The organism is Nocardia sp. TBRC8007, assembly GCF_056629435.1.
This window is the reverse complement of sequence record NZ_JBWSOR010000001.1, coordinates 222356-239616: the sequence shown is the minus strand read 5'-3', so window position 1 is coordinate 239616 and position 17261 is coordinate 222356. Positions and strand designations below refer to the sequence as shown.

Genomic DNA, 17261 nt, shown 5'->3' with positions numbered 1-17261 from the left:
ATCAGGCGATCCCTTCTTGTTCGGGATGGAAGCCGAAGCGGCGAGCGACGAGGGCGATCCTGTCCAGCGCGCGATCGAGATGTTCCCTGGTGAGGGTGGCCATCATGCTGATACGCAGGCGCTGCTGGTCACGGGGAACAGCCGGGAATTCGACCCCGTTGACGAACACGCCCTCGCGATGCAGGGCGGTGACTACGTCCGCGACGGCGATACGTTGCGGCACCAGGATCGGGATGATCGCAGTCTGCGGATCTACCGCGAAGCCCATGGCCCGCAATCCCTGGACGAAATATGTGACATTGTCGTGCAGTTGCCGCACCCGCTCGGGATGTTCGTCCAAGAAGTCGATCCCCGCGAGCACTGATGCGACCACTGGCGGCGTGAGCGCCGCGGAGAACATGTAGGAGCGGGCGAAGAAGCGCAGAGTGTCCACCAAGTCCTGGGAACCGGCCACAAAACCGCCGGTACTCGCGAAAGCCTTCGAGAACGTGCCCATAGACAGCTCCACTGTCCCTGGGCCGAGCCCGAAATGCTCGGCGGTGCCGTGCCCGTAGGTACCTAGCACGCCGGTGCCGTGCGCGTCATCCACTGCCAGCCACGCGCCGAATGCGTCACACAACGCGCGAATCTCCGGCAGCGGAGCGATATCACCGTCCATCGAGTACACACCCTCGACAGCCACCACGATGTTCGCCCCCGGATTGCGCCAGCGGATCTGCATCAGCCGGTGGCGCAGATGATCCAGGTCGTTGTGCGCAAAGGCCATCGAACGCACTCGACCGAGCTGGATACCATCATAGAGACTCGCGTGGCTCTGTTCGTCGTAGAGCAAGATGTCGCCCTTGCGCAACAGACCGGTCACCCAGCCGACATTCGCGGCGTAGCCGGAGGCGAAGAGCATGGCCGCCTCACAGCCTTTCGATTCGGCAAGCCGTTGCTCGAGTTGCCGGTGCACCGTGGTGGTGCCGTTGAGCAGCGGCGGACCGCCGTGTCCCACACCGTATTCCCGGATGGCCGCAATAGCGGCCTCGGCGATCTGCGGTTCATTGCCGAGGCCGAGATAGTTGTTGGACCCGAGCATGATGAGCTCGTCGGTCGCTCCGGTCTCCGGATCGCGTACCGGCACCACCGCCCCAGAAGGGCCGGCCACCTCACGGAGCACGAACCCGCTGCCGCGGGCGTGCTCGACGTACGGATGAAACTCCGCGAAACGCTGTTCGAAGGTGTGTGCCGCGGGGTCGAGATAATGCTCCAGGCTGAAGTTCTCACCATGAGCGAGATCGGGAGCGGTCATGATTGTTGCTCCTGTCCGAGCGTCACTGTTCCGGCCCGGCCGTCCAAGACCAGGACATCACCGTCGCCGACCAGGCGGGTGACGTCCGGGACGCCGACGACCGTGGGAATGCCGAGTTCGCGTCCGATGATGGCGGTGTGCGAGAGCAGGCTGCCCCGCTCGCTCACCAGGCCGCCCGCGGCGACCATGAGGAACACCCAGCCGGGATCGGTGGTCGAGGCTACCAACACCTGTCCATCGATCACCACATCCGGGTCCGGAGTGTGCAACACCAGAGCCGGGGCTTCGATACGGCCCGGGGCACAGCCGATGCCGCGCAGCACCCGCGTACCTTCGACAGCATCCTCTAGGGGTTGTTCCAGCGCGGGATCGTTGATCCCCGCTGCGGCAATGCCCGTGGTGACGATGCGGGAGGGCAGCTGTTGGGTACGCCAGTGCTCGTGATCGGCCTTGCGGAGCGACACGAGTCGAGCGACATCGGTGTCCACCGCCGTACCGCGAGTGAGAGCGATGATCTCCTCATAAGTGAGCCAGAAGATATCGCGCGGATCATCCACCAAACCGGCAGCGGACATCTGCTTGCCGTATTCCCGGAACACCCGCTTCACCAAGCCGAAGGAGCGGCTGCGGCCGAGCCGCATGTTCTCCCGCTGCTTCACATGCTCCCGAGCGAGCCGGAGAGTGAGCCGGAAAAGCAAACGCTGCAATGGTTTCTGTGCGAACAGCGCGGATGCCGTGCGCTCTGCCGCGCGCCGGATGGCTTGTTCCCGCGCGATCATGTCATCGGCGTTCTGTCCGCCGCGCAAGTAATTGCGCAGCATCGGAACCAGTCGCTCCGGATGCTCGCCCAACGGATCTGTTTCGAGTTTGAGCTCATCCACCGTACGGTCGCCGAACTCCGCGATATGCCGCAGGCAGGCGGCACGGAAGCCTGCGAACCGCTTGTCCGACAATGTCGCCCACACCTCATGCGCATCGGCCGTGCCCTCGAACAGCTCGCGCAGCGCGGGATCGGAGCGCACCATGGCGGTGAGCGCGAGCGCAGAGCGCACCGGATCGACACTGTCGACGCCGTCCTCGCCACAGAACAACTCATTGCGCAGGGTGAGCGCCGCGTCCTCGGCCATGCCCGCCCGGTTCAGCTGCAGTCCGACCACATGGAACATCTGCTGAGCGATGAAGTCGTTGAAGATCTGCACCGAATACGCGGGCACCAGTTCGTCGAAGAAACGTTCGGTCCACGCCAGTAGCGCCTGGGGATCACGTTCCCGCTCTAGCGTGTCCGGGTCCAGCCTACGTTCGAGGTCGGCGGTGCTTGCCGCCAATTCGGTGAAGAACGCGCGCAGCCGCCGCGGCAGCCGCAACCAGCCGAGCAAGATGATCGCGAATACCCGCAACCGCAAGATGATCGCCCGCAGCCGGGCAATGCCACGCGGTGGCGCATCCGGCCGCCGATAACGGTTCTCGATATTGAGTGCGGCTTCCCAGCCCTCGATGGCGAATTCCATACCGGGTATCTCGAGGAACAGTCGGTACCAGTTGGTGATGTTGTAGTAGATCCGGCCGCGGGCGGTCCCGACCAGATAGGGGTACAGGTCGGTGGCATTGCGATCCACGATCTGCGCGGTGGCGCCGAAATCACGATGACAGGCACGGAAGACCTGTTCATAGGCGGCCCGCAACACAGAGAAGGTGAGCGGACTCGACAGTCCCGGATACGATTCGGCGACATTGACGTTGTCGAGGACGGTCTCCCGCGCACCGGTCGCGGTGACCGGCCTGGCCTGCAACAGATGCAACCGCCCATCGGATGTATAGGCGAACTCGATATCCTGCGGCGCACCGAAATGGTCGGCGAGCTCACCCGCTACCTCGGTCAGTTCCCGGATCTGCGCGTCGGACAACACGGCACCGGTCACCGCATCGCCCAGCTCTTCGACGGTAGTTCCGGCACCATCCCCCGAAGACACCACACGGCTGCGTTTGTCGACCACAACCCGGGAGGTGATGGCGCCGGTGCCACGGTCGACGAAGTAGGTGTCACAATCCACCGTCCCCGCCACCACGCCTTCACCCAATCCGAGTGCCGCCGCGACCACCGCTTCGGTGGGATCGCCGGTCTGCGGGTTACAGCTGAACACCACCCCGGATACGGCGCTGTCGAGCAACACCTGCACCACGACGGCGCAGGCAATCGGCGCGCCGTCGAGGCCACGGCGAGCCCGGTAGAACAGCGCACGCTCTGACCAGGCAGAGGCCAGGACGGTGCCGATCGCGGCAGGCAGATCTGCCGCCGCGACATTGAGCACAGTATCGAGCTGTCCGGCGAAAGAGTCGGTGGCCGAGTCTTCACCGAGCACCGACGAGCGCACCGCGAAACGCACCTCGCCCGCCGGGGCGGAGCCCGTGGCGGACAGTTCGGACACCACAGTATCGAGCTCAGCCGCGATATCGGCGGGCAAGGGCAGTTGCGTGATATGCGTGCGGATCCGGGCCGAGACCTCTCGCAAGGCGGCCGGGTCGTCCGGATCGAGTCCGGCCAGCAGCTCGGCGACAAGGTCGGCCGACGGATCGAGCACCCGGGCGCAGGCGTCAGTGCTCAGCACCGCGAACGGCGGTACCCGATATCCCGCGGCCTTTAATCTGGCCAGGTTGGTGGCTTTGGCGCCCGCGTACGCGGCGAGCTCCTGGTTCATGGCAAGGGCTTCGGCACGCATAATCGCGCCAGAGGTAACACTGGTCATCGCGCCTCCTGTGTCCTGCGGGAGATCCCGCACCCCATCGGCGCGATCAGCGCTCCGCGATTGTGTCTCATCGCGCCTCCTGTGCGGCAACGTGTTCGCGCCGGGTCAATCGGATCATGACTGGGTCGGGGGTATTCGAGATCTCGGGGTTTTCGCGCACCCGCATCCCGTTCACCAGTTCGATGTCGTAGCGGGACAGCAGCATCGCGAGACCCACCCGGATCTCGATCAGCGCCATCTGCTGGCCCACGCATAAATGCGCGCCCCAGCCGAAGGGGAAGTACCGGAACGGGGGACGCGCCCTATTGCGCTCTTTGGTGAATCGGTCTGGATCGTAGGTCAGCGGCGAGTCCCAGAACTGCGGCAGCCGGTGGTTGACGAACGGACTGATCACCACGATCGCGCCAGGGGCCAAGTCGAACCGGTCGAAGTGGTCCGTCTCCAGCGCGGTGCGGCTGAACGCCCACGCCGGGGGATGCAGGCGCATCGCCTCATCGATCGCGCGACCGGTGTACTCCAGCGTGGGCAATGCGGCACGCACGGCCTCCGGATCGTCCAGCGCATCCGGGTACGTGTCGATCTCGGCGCGCACTCGGTCGAGCACAGCCGGGTTCCGGCACAGCTCGTAGATCGTCCAGGCCAGTGCCCCTCCGGTGGTCTCGTGCCCAGCCAGCAGGAAGGTCAGTACCTCGTGGCGCAGTTGCTCATCGTCCATCGCATGCCCAGCATCGTCGCGCGCCGCGAGCAACCGGGCCAGTAGCGAGTGGGCATCGCCCTCGGTGTGCCGGTGCTTGCCGATCACCTCATCCACCACCTGGTGCAATCGGCGCCGCGCACGATACAATCGCCGGTTTCCCGGCGTCGGCAGCTCCGGTGGCAGCTGGATGGGCGCGGACATATGCTCCATCACCCAGGAAACCCCTTGCCGCACATCGTCTTCGATTTGCGGTAGCACACCGTCGAGGTCTGCGCCGAGCACCGCGCGGCACACCACGTCGGCAGCGAACCCCATTACCTCGGGCACCAGATCGAATATCGCCCCGTCGTCGGCACGCGCGTCCAGGCGGGTACGCATCCGCTGGGCGCATTCCACCATGAGCGGGATCTCGGTCTCCACGTGCCTGCGCGCGAACGCGGGTTTGATCAAGGCACGCTGCCGTTTCCACAGTTCGCCACCGCTGGTCAGCAGACCTGGGCCGAGCAGATAGTTCAGACTTCGGTAGCTGATCCCCTTCTCATATCGTTCCGCATGAGTGACCAGCACCTGTTCGATATGCTCCGGCTCGACCAGCAGGTGCACCTGCTGGTGCGCCAGCCGCAGCCGCACACTGCCGCCATAGGCGAGCGCATTGTCATAGAACAGGGTGAGCGGATCGGCCCGATACTCTGGATAGGCACCCAGCGGATGCCGCAGCACAGGACCATCCAAACGGCGCTCGCTGGTTCTGGTCAGCACAGTCATCGCGCGCTGTCCTTCCCGTGTCCGGCGCCGACGAGGCCTCCCGACTCGTCATCCAGCAGACGCCGCGCCGCGGCGCGCTGCACTTTGCCGCTGGTGGTCTTGGGGATGCTGCGCGGCGCGACGATCCGCACACCAGCGGCCAGCACCCCGGTGCGTTTGCTCACCGCGGCGCGCACTGCCCGAGCCAATGTGTCGTGCTCGGCGGAGTCCAGGGTGGTTTCAATGATCAGATGCAGATCCTCCGACATTCCCTCGGCGTCGGTGCGTCCCACTGCGGCCACTCCGCCCGGCCGTACCCCCGCCACTTGTTCGGCAGCGATCTCGAAGTCGGTGGGCAGATAGTTCGCCCCGCGGATAATGATCAGATCCTTGCTCCGCCCGGTGATCCGCAATCGGCCATCCCGCAGGTAACCGACATCGCCGCTATCCCACCAACCGTCCACCAGCGCCGCGGCCGTGGTCTCCGGCAGCTGGAAATAACCTGGTGTGGTGGACGGCCCACGGAACTGCACGCGGCCCACGAGGTCCGGACCGCAGAGGGAACCGTCCTCGGCCAGGATACGGACCTCGGTGCCAGGCACAGGCGCACCGCAATCGACGATGTCGAGGCCGTCGCCATCACCGACAGGAACATCCACGACCACGCCGTCTTCGACAAGCTTCTGGCGAGAGACCGTGTCGTGGGCGAGCGGTGCGCGCGGCTGCGAGACCGTCACCGCAAGTGATGCTTCGGCCAACCCGTAGCACGGCACGAGCGCGTCGGCGGGCAACCCCCAGGCGCGGAATCGGTCGACGAACCGCTGCACCGTGGGTGGATAGATCGGTTCGGCGCCGCAGAACATGAACCGCCATCCTGACAGATCCACTCCGTCGAGTTCCCGGTCGGCGATCCGCGCGGCGGCATAACCGAAGGCGAAATTCGGTGCCGCGGTGAGTGTTCCGCGGTAGTGGCCAACTGCGCGCAGCCAGTCTGCCGGGTGGCGCAAGAACCGGCTCGGCGGCAGCAGCACTGTATCGACGCCACGGAAAAGCGGCGTGAGGAAACCACCGATCAAACCCATGTCATGATGCAGCGGCAGCCAGCTCACCCAGGTGTCGCCGGGGCCGATCGTGGCGACACGGGCGATCTGCTCGCAGTTGGCGGCCAGATTGGCGTGTGTGATCTGCACTCCCTTCGGCACCCCGGTCGAGCCCGAGGTGGCCTGGATGAACGCGAGTTCATCCGGCGCGGGTAGGTGCGGCGTCACGGTGGGAGCATCCAACTCGTTCGCCGTCGCATACAGCCCCTCGGCGTCGATCCCGGACACCGATGCGGGCAAAGACATATCGCTCAGCACCGAAGGGCCTGCCACAACGGCAGTCGGCTCCAGATAGTCCAGCAGTCGAGTGAAACGGTCCTGGAAGATCTCAGCGGCGCCGAATCCGCCTGGGGTGGCGAGTGCGGTAGGCACCGCACCGAGCAGCAGTGCGCCGAAGAACGCTGTGACGAACTCCGGCGAAGTAGTCAAGCACAGCAGCACCCGGTCGCCACGGCGCACGCCGCTCGCGGCCAGCCCGGCCGCTGCCCGGCTCGCCATCACCACGAGATCGTCGTGCCTCAGGGAGATGTCGGCATCGTGGTGCGCGGTGGCACGCTCAGGCATGATGATCGTCGATGCCGCCTCCGTACCCCGCGCACCACCTGCCAGCAGCGCGTGCACGATACTCGCGTGCGCGGGAAGCAAGTTCTGGGACGGTGTGGTCATGTCTGGTCCTCGACGTATTGCACGATCGTGGCGACCGTGGTCAGCCGGGCGGCGACGTCCTCCGGGATCGTCACCGCGAAGGCAGTTTCCAGCTGAATGGTCAGTTCTATGGAAGTGGGTGAGTCGAGCCCGTAATCGACCAATGGTGTGGTCGAGTCCAGGTCGGCGGCGGACACCCACAGCACCTCCGCGACAATCGCGCGGACCCGTGCCTCCAGATCGGACCCGCCGGCATTGCTGCGTGTGCTCATCCCAGCAACTTCCCTTCCATCACGCAGGCACGCACTGATTCCTCGATGTCGATCCCGTCACCGCTCTCGATGCGATGGAATCCCACCTCGGGAAACGCGATCGCGAGGGTTTCGCGCACCCGCTCGTAGCCTGCGCGCAGAGCGGTCAGCCGCTCCGCGGTCTCGTGGGCCTCGACTGGTCCGTCCGCCGACCGCTGTACGCAACGCGCCGCGGCGTGTTCCGGTGGCGCGTCCAGCCACAACACCGCATCAGGCAGCGTGGTGCGGAACCGGTCGGCGAAACCGGATATCGCGCCTGCGACATCACGACCGACCAGTTCCGCGATCTCCGATAGCAACATCCACGGGTCCGGTGAGCTACCAAGTCGCTCGGCTTGCGCATGCTGCCAGGCCAGGATGTCGGCGAAGGTGCCTGGTTGATGCCGTTCCAACACCGCGGCGATCTCGCCCTCCCGCTCGCGGCAACGCCCATCGGTGCCCCCGAGACCCACATAGAGCGGGCCGTAGACCAACAGCTCGATCAGCGGATGCCGTTCACACACCAACACATCCGGCGCCCAAGTACGCAGAAAATGCTGTTCCACCGGACCGAACAGAGTCATCTGCAGATACATCGCGGTGGCCTTCATCGCCACGTCACCGATCTCGTCACAGCCGACGCTGAACGCTCTCAACTGCCGAGAGAGGTCGGCGAGTGGAACGTCACGAGTGTCGTGGAAGTCGGGACAGGTCATCGAGGCGAACTTGCCGATCCCGGCGGGCTCGGCAAGCACGCGCAACCCGGCCAACACCGAGGACTTGCCCGCGCCGTCGATGCCGACCAGGGCCACCCGGCGGGTACCAGCGGTGCTCATCGGTCATCCTCGCTCAGCTGAGCGATCACGGCGCGGGTGACCTCGGCGGGCGCCGCGGTGCCGTCGAGCCGTATCCAACCCAGCTCCTCCGACAACGCGTCGAGCGCATCGTGGCTGCGCTGCTGGAAAGCCAAGAACGACTCCTCATCGCCGTAGCCACTCTCGTAGTCACTGCGCAACTGCTTGCGGCCCAGCGCGTCCTGCGGACTCACCGCGAGGTAGAAAGTGCGATCCGGTTCCGGGAAACCCGCAGTCAAGCTACGCAATACGGCCGGATCACCGCCATGGGCGACCTCGGTGGCGTAGTACTTGTACCAGTAGGCGTTCGCGAGCATGATGTCCGCGCCGCGTTCGGCAGCCAGATCCAAGGACAGCTGCATGGCATGGAACAGGAAGTGCGCGCGACTGAGCGGGGTGAGCAACTGCAAATAACCGTAGATCTCGGCGGGGCTGTTCCAAGGCAGTTTCGGCGAGACTTTCGGATCGAGGAACGCGTCCCAGATCGTCACCGCGGCGACGCTGTGTCCTTGCGCTTCGAACTCGGCGGCGATCCTGGCCACCTGAGTGGTCTTACCTGAACCGTCACCACCTGCGATGCAGATGAGACGTTTGCGTGCGGTCAGTGTTGTGTCCTTTCCTGCGCCGCGCGATGCGGCAGGATCCGTTATGGTCGTAGTTCTTTCGTGGAGCACCCGGACCGGCGACCGGTCCGCTTGCGGCCGATCCGCTTCTGGCTGAAAGCGAGTAGCGATATCCGGCTGAGGCGCTTCGGCCGTCGGCTCCGGCGCACTCATTTCCTGGACCACCTCGGTGGCGGAATCCAAAATCTGGACCAGGCCCGAGCTGCCATCGACCCGGATGCGCTGCCCTGAGCGCACCGACTCTGTCGCCCCCGCCGCATTCAACACAGCGGGAATGCCGTACTCGCGGCCGATCACAGCGGCGTGCGAGAGCATGCCGCCTACCTCGGTGACTACTCCGGCCACCAAACCCAATGCGGGCGTCCAGCCAGGGTCGGTGAAGCGGGTGACCAGAATGTCGCCCTCACGCAGCTGGTCGATATGCGCCAGGGAGGTGATCACTCGCGCCGTGCCTTCGGCCACACCCGGACTACAGCCGAGACCGGACAGGTCGCCGTCACCGACTGCGCGCTCCGCCGCGACGGTCACTCCACCGCCGAGTTCGTGCGGCGGTGTCAGATCACGGTAGCCCGCGTACATAGCACGGCGGTAAGCGATTACAGGCGCGAGCTCGGCTACGGTCAACCGGCCCGAGACCAGATCGGACAGCTCGTGGATGGTCAGCTGGAACACGTCGTCGGCATGTTCCAGCGTGCCCGCGGCGACCAGCCGAGTGCCCGCTTCCACCACGTAGGCTCGCACCACGGCGTAATACTGCGAAGAGAATTCTCGCATTCGCTCACGGGCGACGAGATAGCGCCGCATCCGCTCGATCTGCTTGTCCAGCGACTTGGCGTAGCGCATCCGCGTCATCGGCCGGGCACGGACCCTGGCACGCAATGCCGCCAACTCGTTCTCGTAGCGTTTGCGCTGTTCCACCAGGGTGACCGCGGGATCGGCGGGCGCGGTGCCGTGGTCGAGCATCACCTCGATCATCGACCGCACCCGCTGCGGGTCCTCCGACCAGCGTGGGCAGGTCAAGTCGAGCTCGGCGTCGGCGTGGAAGCCTTGCTCATCGAGGAAATCGGCGAGCGCCGACTCCCACGCCGGGCTATCGAGTCCGGATTCGACTGCCACGCGGTGTAATTCGACGATACCGCGCTGCAACGCCATATGACTTATCTCGGCGAGACCACCCATGAGGTCGATGGCCGAGGTGGTCGCCCCGGTCGCGGCGTCGATCTTGTCCAGCAGTTGTTTGACATCGGTCTGCAGGCTGGAGTTGTGATAGATGGTGGTGAAGTAGGTGCGCTCGGTGACAGCGTGCACGGTGAGCAGGCAATCGGCGAGATCGGCGGCGAACGTCGCCTCATCGGTCTGCGGCAGCGCGCGTACCCGTTCTCGCCAGGCCGCGTATTTCGCCGGCCAGCTCGCGGCGAACGTGTCGACGGCGGCGAGCTGTTCTCGGTAACTGCGCTGCACCGCTAAAGCGACAGGCAGTGCTCGGGCGATGGTCAACGGCGAGTTAGGAGTGCGAATCGGTCCTTCCGGACCGTATTCGTTGAGCACGCCGAGGTCGTCGTCGAAATGCTGCTCATCGAAACCGGGAATGCGCTGGAAGCATTTCTTCGCCGCACTCACGTTCCAGTAGGCCCGACCGTAGTACATAGCCATCCAGTCCGGTTCCTCGCCCGGCTCCGCCAGCCCGAGTCTCTCGAAGAACCGCTGCATCGAGTGCTGGAAAGCGTTGTCGTACAACGAGAACATCATCGGCGTGCACACCCGGGCCGAAACCCCACCGTCGCGCAGATCCGCATCCGAGAACTGGGCGATATCGGTGCGCCAGTAGATCGTTGTCACCGCGCGCGACTGCAATAGCCACAGTGCGCCCTCGGCATCGATCGCCCATTCGATGTCCTGCGGCCGATGCCGCCGCGCCTGCACTTCGAGCAGCAGCGCCGCCAACGCCTCGGTGTCGGCCGCGCGCAAGTGGACGTCCTCGTCCCCCGCCTCACGCTCCACCACGCCGCCGTCGGAAAGCCGTATCGTGTAGCGAGTAGGGGTGACCTGCCCGGAGACCAAGCGCTCGCCCACACCATGGCAGGTCTCCAACACCGCGTGCTCCTCGATACCGGAAAGCACATCGATACTGAAACCTACACCGGCGTAGCGGGCTTCGACCATACGCTGCACCAAGACGGCCACCGTCGCATCCGCTTCGGCCAGACCACGCCGAGATAGATAGGCCTGCACCCGCTCGTTGTGTACCGAAGCCCGACACTGCTCGATGTAGGTCCGTAGGGTGGCCGCGTCGGTGATGTCGAGGTAGGACTCGTACTGACCCGCGAAACTGGCGTCATCGAGGTCTTCGAGTACGCCGCTGGAACGCGCGGCCACCGGGAACCCGCCAATTGCCCGCACCCAGTCGGTCAGCTCGTCCTCGGAGACCGCGGCCAGATCCAGCTCGGCGGGCACCACGAAGCCGGGCGGGACATCGAATCCCTCGGCCAGCAATTCGTGCAACGTGGCGGCTTTGGCCCCGGCCGAAGATGGGCTGAAGTCGGCCGCGCCGAGGAACATCGGGGTAGGACCGGACACGGTCACTGGGGTGATCACGGTAGTGGCTCCTGTCGGCAACAGCACCGGGCGTACATCGTGACGGGTGGCCAGCTCACGTGCTGCGCGCACGCCTGTCACGGTGAGCGCGCCATAGGATGGGCTCGCGGTGCGCGGCTCGAAACCGAGCAGCAGCGTCTCGGCCATGCACGCGTACACGATTCCGGCGGGCAACCCGGTTTCGGGAAAGGAAGGGGTCTGTCCGAGCGGCAATGCCATGCGTCCACCGTCGAGCAGGGTGAGGTGTGAGTGCTCTGCTACCGCCGGGTCCACATCGCCTGGCACGGCCAGATCGCAGATCAACACCGGGTGATCAGCGGCGAAATGCTGGGCGCCCACCAACGGCTCAGCCGAGTTGGTCGCCGTAACCACGACCCGGCAGTCCCGCAGAGCGGCGAGATCCTCGCTCACTACGACCGTACCGGGTAGCTTGGCCGCCACCCGACGCAATCGGGCTCCAGCACCGGGCCTACCCACCAGAACCAGCGAATCAGCCAGCGGTGCGAGGAGTTCCGCCATCACCGCGCCGATATTGCCTAGCGCGCCGAGAATACCGACCCGCCGCTGTGCCTGCGGGAGTGCGACCAGCTCAGCGCGCAGCACTTCCAACGCACAAGCCGCGGTCAGCGAATTACCGGACGTCACGGTGATGGCGTCCTCCGCCACTTCGCGCGCGGCATCGGTGACGATCGAAGTATAGCCACCCAGCCCGATCACCTTGGCTCCGGCCGCCGCCGCCTGTTCCACCGCGTGTAACACCAGATCACGCACATAGGCGCGCTCGCCCGCCCGCTGGTGCGCGACGATCTGTTCGGCCGACAACGGCACCGCGATCAACAGCAACTCGACCTCGGCGCCGTTCGGCGAGTAGATCATCTGCCTGGTCAGCTCGAACGGATCGGCTACCGCGCGCAGTCGCTCGAACAGCGCGGCGAACTCCGCATCGGTCCAGGTCGCCAGCTCGGGGGCGAACCGACGCAGATCCGCGGACTCGGGCAGGTTCGCCAGGAAGGCGACCCGGGTCGGTGCGTGCCGGTCCCGCGCCGGTGGCAACTCGGCACGCCGAGGCAGCGGCGCGCGGTCCGGCGCCCTGGTCACAGTAGTGACCGGTGCGCCAAGGTGCTCCAGCAACCGGGCGTACTGGCCGCGGTGCAGCACTGCGGCAACATCGTCCAGTGCCGCCGCCAGCCGGGCCAGGTCGGCGTCGGTGACGAAAGCCGAGGGCTGAATGCGCAGCGTGGTAGGCGCGGACAGGGTCGGCAGCATCCGGATCGCGTGCCGGTGCAACAGATACCCTGCCACTGCATAGCCGAACATATCGGGATCGCAGATCTCACGCAGCAGAGCCGATTCCGGCTCTGGCACCCGCAGTTCCACTCCTTGGAGCAGGCCGCGCCCGCGCACACCCACGATTTCCTTCGGCCAACGCCGCGCCACCGCGTCCAGGTGGGCCCGTAATTTCACTCCAGCATCACTGATGCGGAACTGATTGTCGCGCAACAAGTCCAGCGCCGCGTACGCGACCGTCGCAGACAGTTCGTCGTCGGCGAAGGTGGAGGTGTGGTAGCGCCCGAAATCGGAAATGGAGTGCAGCCGGTCCACCAGCATTGCGGCAATCTTGACCAGACCACCGCCCAGCGATTTCGACATCAGATAGTAGTCCGCACGCACCCCGGACGGCGCCGATGCCAGAAACGTACCGGTACGCCCCATCCCACACTGGATCTCGTCGAAGACCAGCGCTGCCGTATGCCGGTCTGCAAGTTCGCGCAGGGCACGCAGGGTGTCGTGCGGGATTTCCCTGACCCCGCCTTCGCCCTGGACCGGCTCAGCGAACACCGCGGCGACCGGCGACAGCTGCCGCCAGGTGCGCACCGGGGCTCCCTCGGCGTCGAAGCCGATGACGCCTACCGGACACAGTTCGTCCGCGAACGCCTCTACCACATCGTCGGCTGCCCAGGTGGTGAGCCGGTGCCGCTCCGGGCCTGGAACCACCAGATCGACCGGGGTATCGGCTTGTTCGGTGAGCGCGAAAGCCCCAACACTCTTGCCGTGGAATGCGCCCGCTAGCGAGACGAATACCGGACCACGCTCACGCAGCCGCGCGATATGCGCCAATGTCTCGGTGAGCACCGCGGCAGCCGTCCGCGGTTCGGCGTCGTCGGCAGGCGCCGCCGGACGCACATCGTGCAGCCGGTCGCGGCGCAACCGCCGCAGCGTGCGCCGGGTCTCGGCCTCTAACTCGGACAGTGCGCGTAGGTGCGCGACTGTGGCATGTCGAATCGCCGCTTCGACCGCATCGGCTCCCGTGGAGCCGAAGGTGACGACATACTCCCGGCCGGTGCTCGCCCCGACCGACTCCGACAGTCGCCGCGCCAGCCGTGCCACCCCCGGTCGGACACTACCCTGTGCTACGAAGGGCACCTGTTGGTTCAACAGCGCCGTCGCCGTACGCACCAGCTCCGGATGGTTGTGTCCGAATAACGCGGCACCGAAACCACCGACAAGATCCAGGACTCTGGTGCCATCGGCACGGACGAGGTAATCGCCTTCCGCGGCGGCATACACCACATCCAGGTGGCAGGCCCGCAACAATCGGGCCAGACCGGGGCGGTTGTACTCGGTGAAATCAGCGAACAAGCCGGGTGCGGCAGTCGCTGCTGATTCCTGTGGCTCGGGATAGGCGGTCACGCTCGCGCCCCGGCCCCCGCACGCCGTTCGTGCGCCGTCTTCGCCAGCACGCAGGCGATCACTTCCCGCGCAGTATGCAACTGTGCGGCCTCCTCGTCGGAGATTGTGATGTCGAACTCCCGCTCGAGCTCGATCACCAACTCCACCGACCGCACCGAGTCCAAGCCGTAGTCCAGTAACGGAGTGTCCCTATCGATTTCGATCACATGCAGACCACGTGAGAACATCGCCAGCACCCGTTCACCCACAGCGTTGGATACATTCATTCAGCGTCTCCCTCCGCCGCGCGGCAGGCATTTCCTCCGCGCGCGATTACATGCGCCGATCGACGCTCCAGCAACCGTTCAAGGCTGCGTTTTCACAGTTCAACGCGGTTTCAACACGCGATGAGCCTGTGGATGCCTGCCTTCCGGTTTCCACGAACGAGACGACGGGACTCGCCATCTCGCCATCCGCACGAGGGTGTCGCGACACCACCGCGCACCCCCACATCTGTACACCTGCATTTTGCTAGCTGCAATCCAGAAACTTTTGCCGGACTACGCTTTTCAACACAAGCAATTCTTGGGTTAATTTTGTTCAATTTGTTTCCAAAAACAAATCAGTAGATTGAGTAAATTAAAGTGGATATAAACTATCTCAGACGATTTGACAAAGAAGTGGCAGGTGACTGATCAGATATCTGTTACTGCGAGATACATCAAGATGTCAAATCTGGAGAATGCGCTGTTCACAGCTTATTCATCGAGCGGCAAGTCAACAATAAATACCAACCGGTATGTATCTATACATCGAACGACGACTAGCGTATTTCAGCAATAATGTCAAGTCGAATATCAAAATTTTGTCCAGGCCACTACGGCAATGGATCGAAACGATTCCCAGCTAACCCCAAGGACTCTGAACATGTGTGATGCCTTTCATTTCCTATCGACAGTATGCGGAGTTGATGTGACCAGCCATACCAACGCACCACCTGGTCCCCGACCGATGTATAGATCGGGTAGCGATGGGCCACAGCACAAGTGGCCGCACACCGAACCGCGCATAGACGGTCACACACTTCCAGGACGAACGAGCAGCCCACGTCGTGCCGTCCTGAGGGGCAACCGCTTCATCTGGGCACGACTCCTGTCGAGACCGATTCGAAGGCCCGCACCATACGACGAAGCCCCCTGGAATCCAGGGGGCTTCGTCGTGCCGAATCCCGTTCAGCCCTTGACCAACTCCGCTGTCGTGGCCTCGGTGCCGGATGCTGCTTCCGCAGCGGCGTCCCGGCTCGGCAACAGTATCGCCATAACAACCATGATCAGCGCCAAGACCGCGGAGAGGAGGAAAGCCAGGCGCATACCGCCGAGGTGGCCGATGGCGAGGTCGGCGCCATCGGCGATGAGGACAGCACTGCGGGTCGACATCACCGTCACCACCAACGCAGTGCCGAAAGCCGCGGCGACCTGCTGCAAGGTGCCGAGCATGGAGCTGCCGTGCGAGTAGAGCTGTTGCGGTAATGCGCCTAGACCGAGTGTGAAGACCGGAGTGAAGGTCGCGGCCAGCGACACCATCAGCAGAACATGCAGAGCCAGCAGCTGCCAATACGGCATGGCCATCGAAATCTGGGTGAACCCGGCCACGGCCACGGCAATGCCGATCGACCCGGGAAGCACCAGCACACGCCCGCCGAACCGGTCGAACACGCGCCCTACGGTCGGACCGAGCAACCCCATCGCCAACCCACCCGGCATCACCAGCATGCCGGTCGCCAATGGGGTCAGGCCACGCAGGTTCTGTAAATACAGCGGCAGCAGGATCATCGCACCGAGCATCACCATGAACCCGACCGACATCAGAATCAATGCCTTCGTATAGGTGCCGAACCGTAGAACTCGCAGATCCAGCAGCGGGCTGCCGATACGTTGCAGGCGCGACTGGCGGAACACGAACACCGCGATGAAGGCTGAGCCAGCGGCGATGATCAGGGCCGGGCTGATGAAGTTCCCGCTCTCGAACCGACTGAGCCCGAACACCAGCCCACCGAACCCGAGCGCGGCCAGGGCCACACTGGCTGTGTCGATCACGCCGGCTTGTGGTTCACCGATATTCTCCAGCCTGCGCAGGCCCAGCCAGGTGATCACCCCCGCGATCGGCAGCACCAGCACGAAAAGCCACCGCCACGAACCGACGTGCAGCACTACTCCGGACAGTACCGGTCCCAGCGCCGGCGCCACTGAAATAGCCAGGGTGACATTGCCCATCACCCTGCCACGGTCGTGCTCGGGCACCACTGTCATCAGTGTGGTCATCAACAACGGCATCATCACCGCGGTGCCGCCGGCTTGGATGATCCGCCCTAGGAGCAGCACCACGAACGACGGCGCGATTGCCGACAGCGCGGTGCCCACCAGGAAGACTCCCATCGCCGCGGTATACGCCTGTCGAGTTGTCACGCGCTGCAGGAACCAGCCGGTTGTGGGAATGACCGCCGCCATCGTCAACATGAACGCGGTGGACACCCACTGCGCCGCACGCTCAGTGACCTCGAGATCCGTCATCAACCGCGGGATCGCGTTGATCATGATGGTCTCGTTCAGGATCACCACAAAAGTCGCGGACATCAGCACCCGGATGACGGTCGGCGTCCGCCCCTTGGAGGCGAGGGCGGATGGTTCGACAGACATCGGATACCTCCGGATCGTGGGGTGTCGACAAAGTACGTGGGCCCTGCCAAGTCATCGAATCGCGCCCCGATGCCACAGCGATCGAGACGGAGTCGGTTGCTCGAACTCATCGGGCGCAGGTCAGTATTCCGATCGGTACCGACACAAGTCATCCGGTTTTCTCGCCGACCAGCCTGCGTCTTATCCAGAAATGGCTGTTCAGCCTCCTTGCTGACGAGTTGCCGATACCAATTTGTGAGTCTGGTCACTTACCTCCAGCTCCGGCCGACAGCGCCAAATAGGGATATTTCGGGCTTCACCGAAATTGTC

Annotated in this window: 9 protein-coding genes; all 9 read right to left on the bottom strand. The window is 64.6% G+C overall.

Annotation, left to right across the window (positions count from 1 at the left end; translation table 11 throughout):
* Window position 1 precedes the first annotated feature (1 nt).
* The 9 genes from ACX4ZE_RS01010 to ACX4ZE_RS00970 all read right to left on the bottom strand — a co-directional run bounded on the left by ACX4ZE_RS01010 (window position 2) and on the right by ACX4ZE_RS00970 (window position 16952).
* Window positions 2-1294 (bottom strand): aminotransferase class I/II-fold pyridoxal phosphate-dependent enzyme, encoded by a 1293-nt coding sequence (locus ACX4ZE_RS01010; RefSeq protein ID WP_480271327.1) that lies wholly within the window; start codon window positions 1292-1294, stop codon window positions 2-4.
* Window positions 1291-4038 carry a PEP/pyruvate-binding domain-containing protein gene (locus ACX4ZE_RS01005; protein ID WP_480271326.1) on the bottom strand — a complete coding sequence of 916 codons (2748 nt, stop codon included), beginning with the start codon at window positions 4036-4038 and terminating at the stop codon, window positions 1291-1293. Before ACX4ZE_RS01005 ends, ACX4ZE_RS01010 begins: the two co-directional genes overlap by 4 nt.
* 67 nt (window positions 4039-4105) lie before the next feature.
* Window positions 4106-5500, bottom strand: a complete 1395-nt coding sequence (locus ACX4ZE_RS01000) for a cytochrome P450 (protein ID WP_480271325.1) — start codon at window positions 5498-5500, stop codon at window positions 4106-4108.
* Window positions 5497-7245, bottom strand: a complete 1749-nt coding sequence (locus ACX4ZE_RS00995) for an AMP-binding protein (protein ID WP_480271324.1) — start codon at window positions 7243-7245, stop codon at window positions 5497-5499. Before ACX4ZE_RS00995 ends, ACX4ZE_RS01000 begins: the two co-directional genes overlap by 4 nt.
* On the bottom strand, window positions 7242-7496 hold the full coding sequence (locus tag ACX4ZE_RS00990) for an acyl carrier protein (RefSeq protein WP_480271323.1): 255 nt from the start codon (window positions 7494-7496) through the stop codon (window positions 7242-7244). The genes ACX4ZE_RS00995 and ACX4ZE_RS00990 overlap by 4 nt, the downstream gene beginning before the upstream one ends.
* Window positions 7493-8350: a hypothetical protein gene (locus tag ACX4ZE_RS00985; protein WP_480271322.1), complete on the bottom strand. Its 858-nt coding sequence runs from the start codon at window positions 8348-8350 to the stop codon at window positions 7493-7495. Before ACX4ZE_RS00985 ends, ACX4ZE_RS00990 begins: the two co-directional genes overlap by 4 nt.
* Entirely contained in the window at window positions 8347-14277 is a 5931-nt protein-coding gene (locus ACX4ZE_RS00980; RefSeq protein ID WP_480271321.1) for an aminotransferase class III-fold pyridoxal phosphate-dependent enzyme, read from the bottom strand. The genes ACX4ZE_RS00985 and ACX4ZE_RS00980 overlap by 4 nt, the downstream gene beginning before the upstream one ends.
* The gene (locus ACX4ZE_RS00975) at window positions 14274-14543 is read right to left on the bottom strand and encodes an acyl carrier protein (protein WP_480271320.1); all 270 of its coding nucleotides are present in this window, start codon (window positions 14541-14543) and stop codon (window positions 14274-14276) included. Before ACX4ZE_RS00975 ends, ACX4ZE_RS00980 begins: the two co-directional genes overlap by 4 nt.
* 945 nt (window positions 14544-15488) lie before the next feature.
* Window positions 15489-16952, bottom strand: a complete 1464-nt coding sequence (locus ACX4ZE_RS00970; RefSeq protein WP_480271319.1) for an MDR family MFS transporter — start codon at window positions 16950-16952, stop codon at window positions 15489-15491.
* Window positions 16953-17261: the final 309 nt, after the last annotated feature.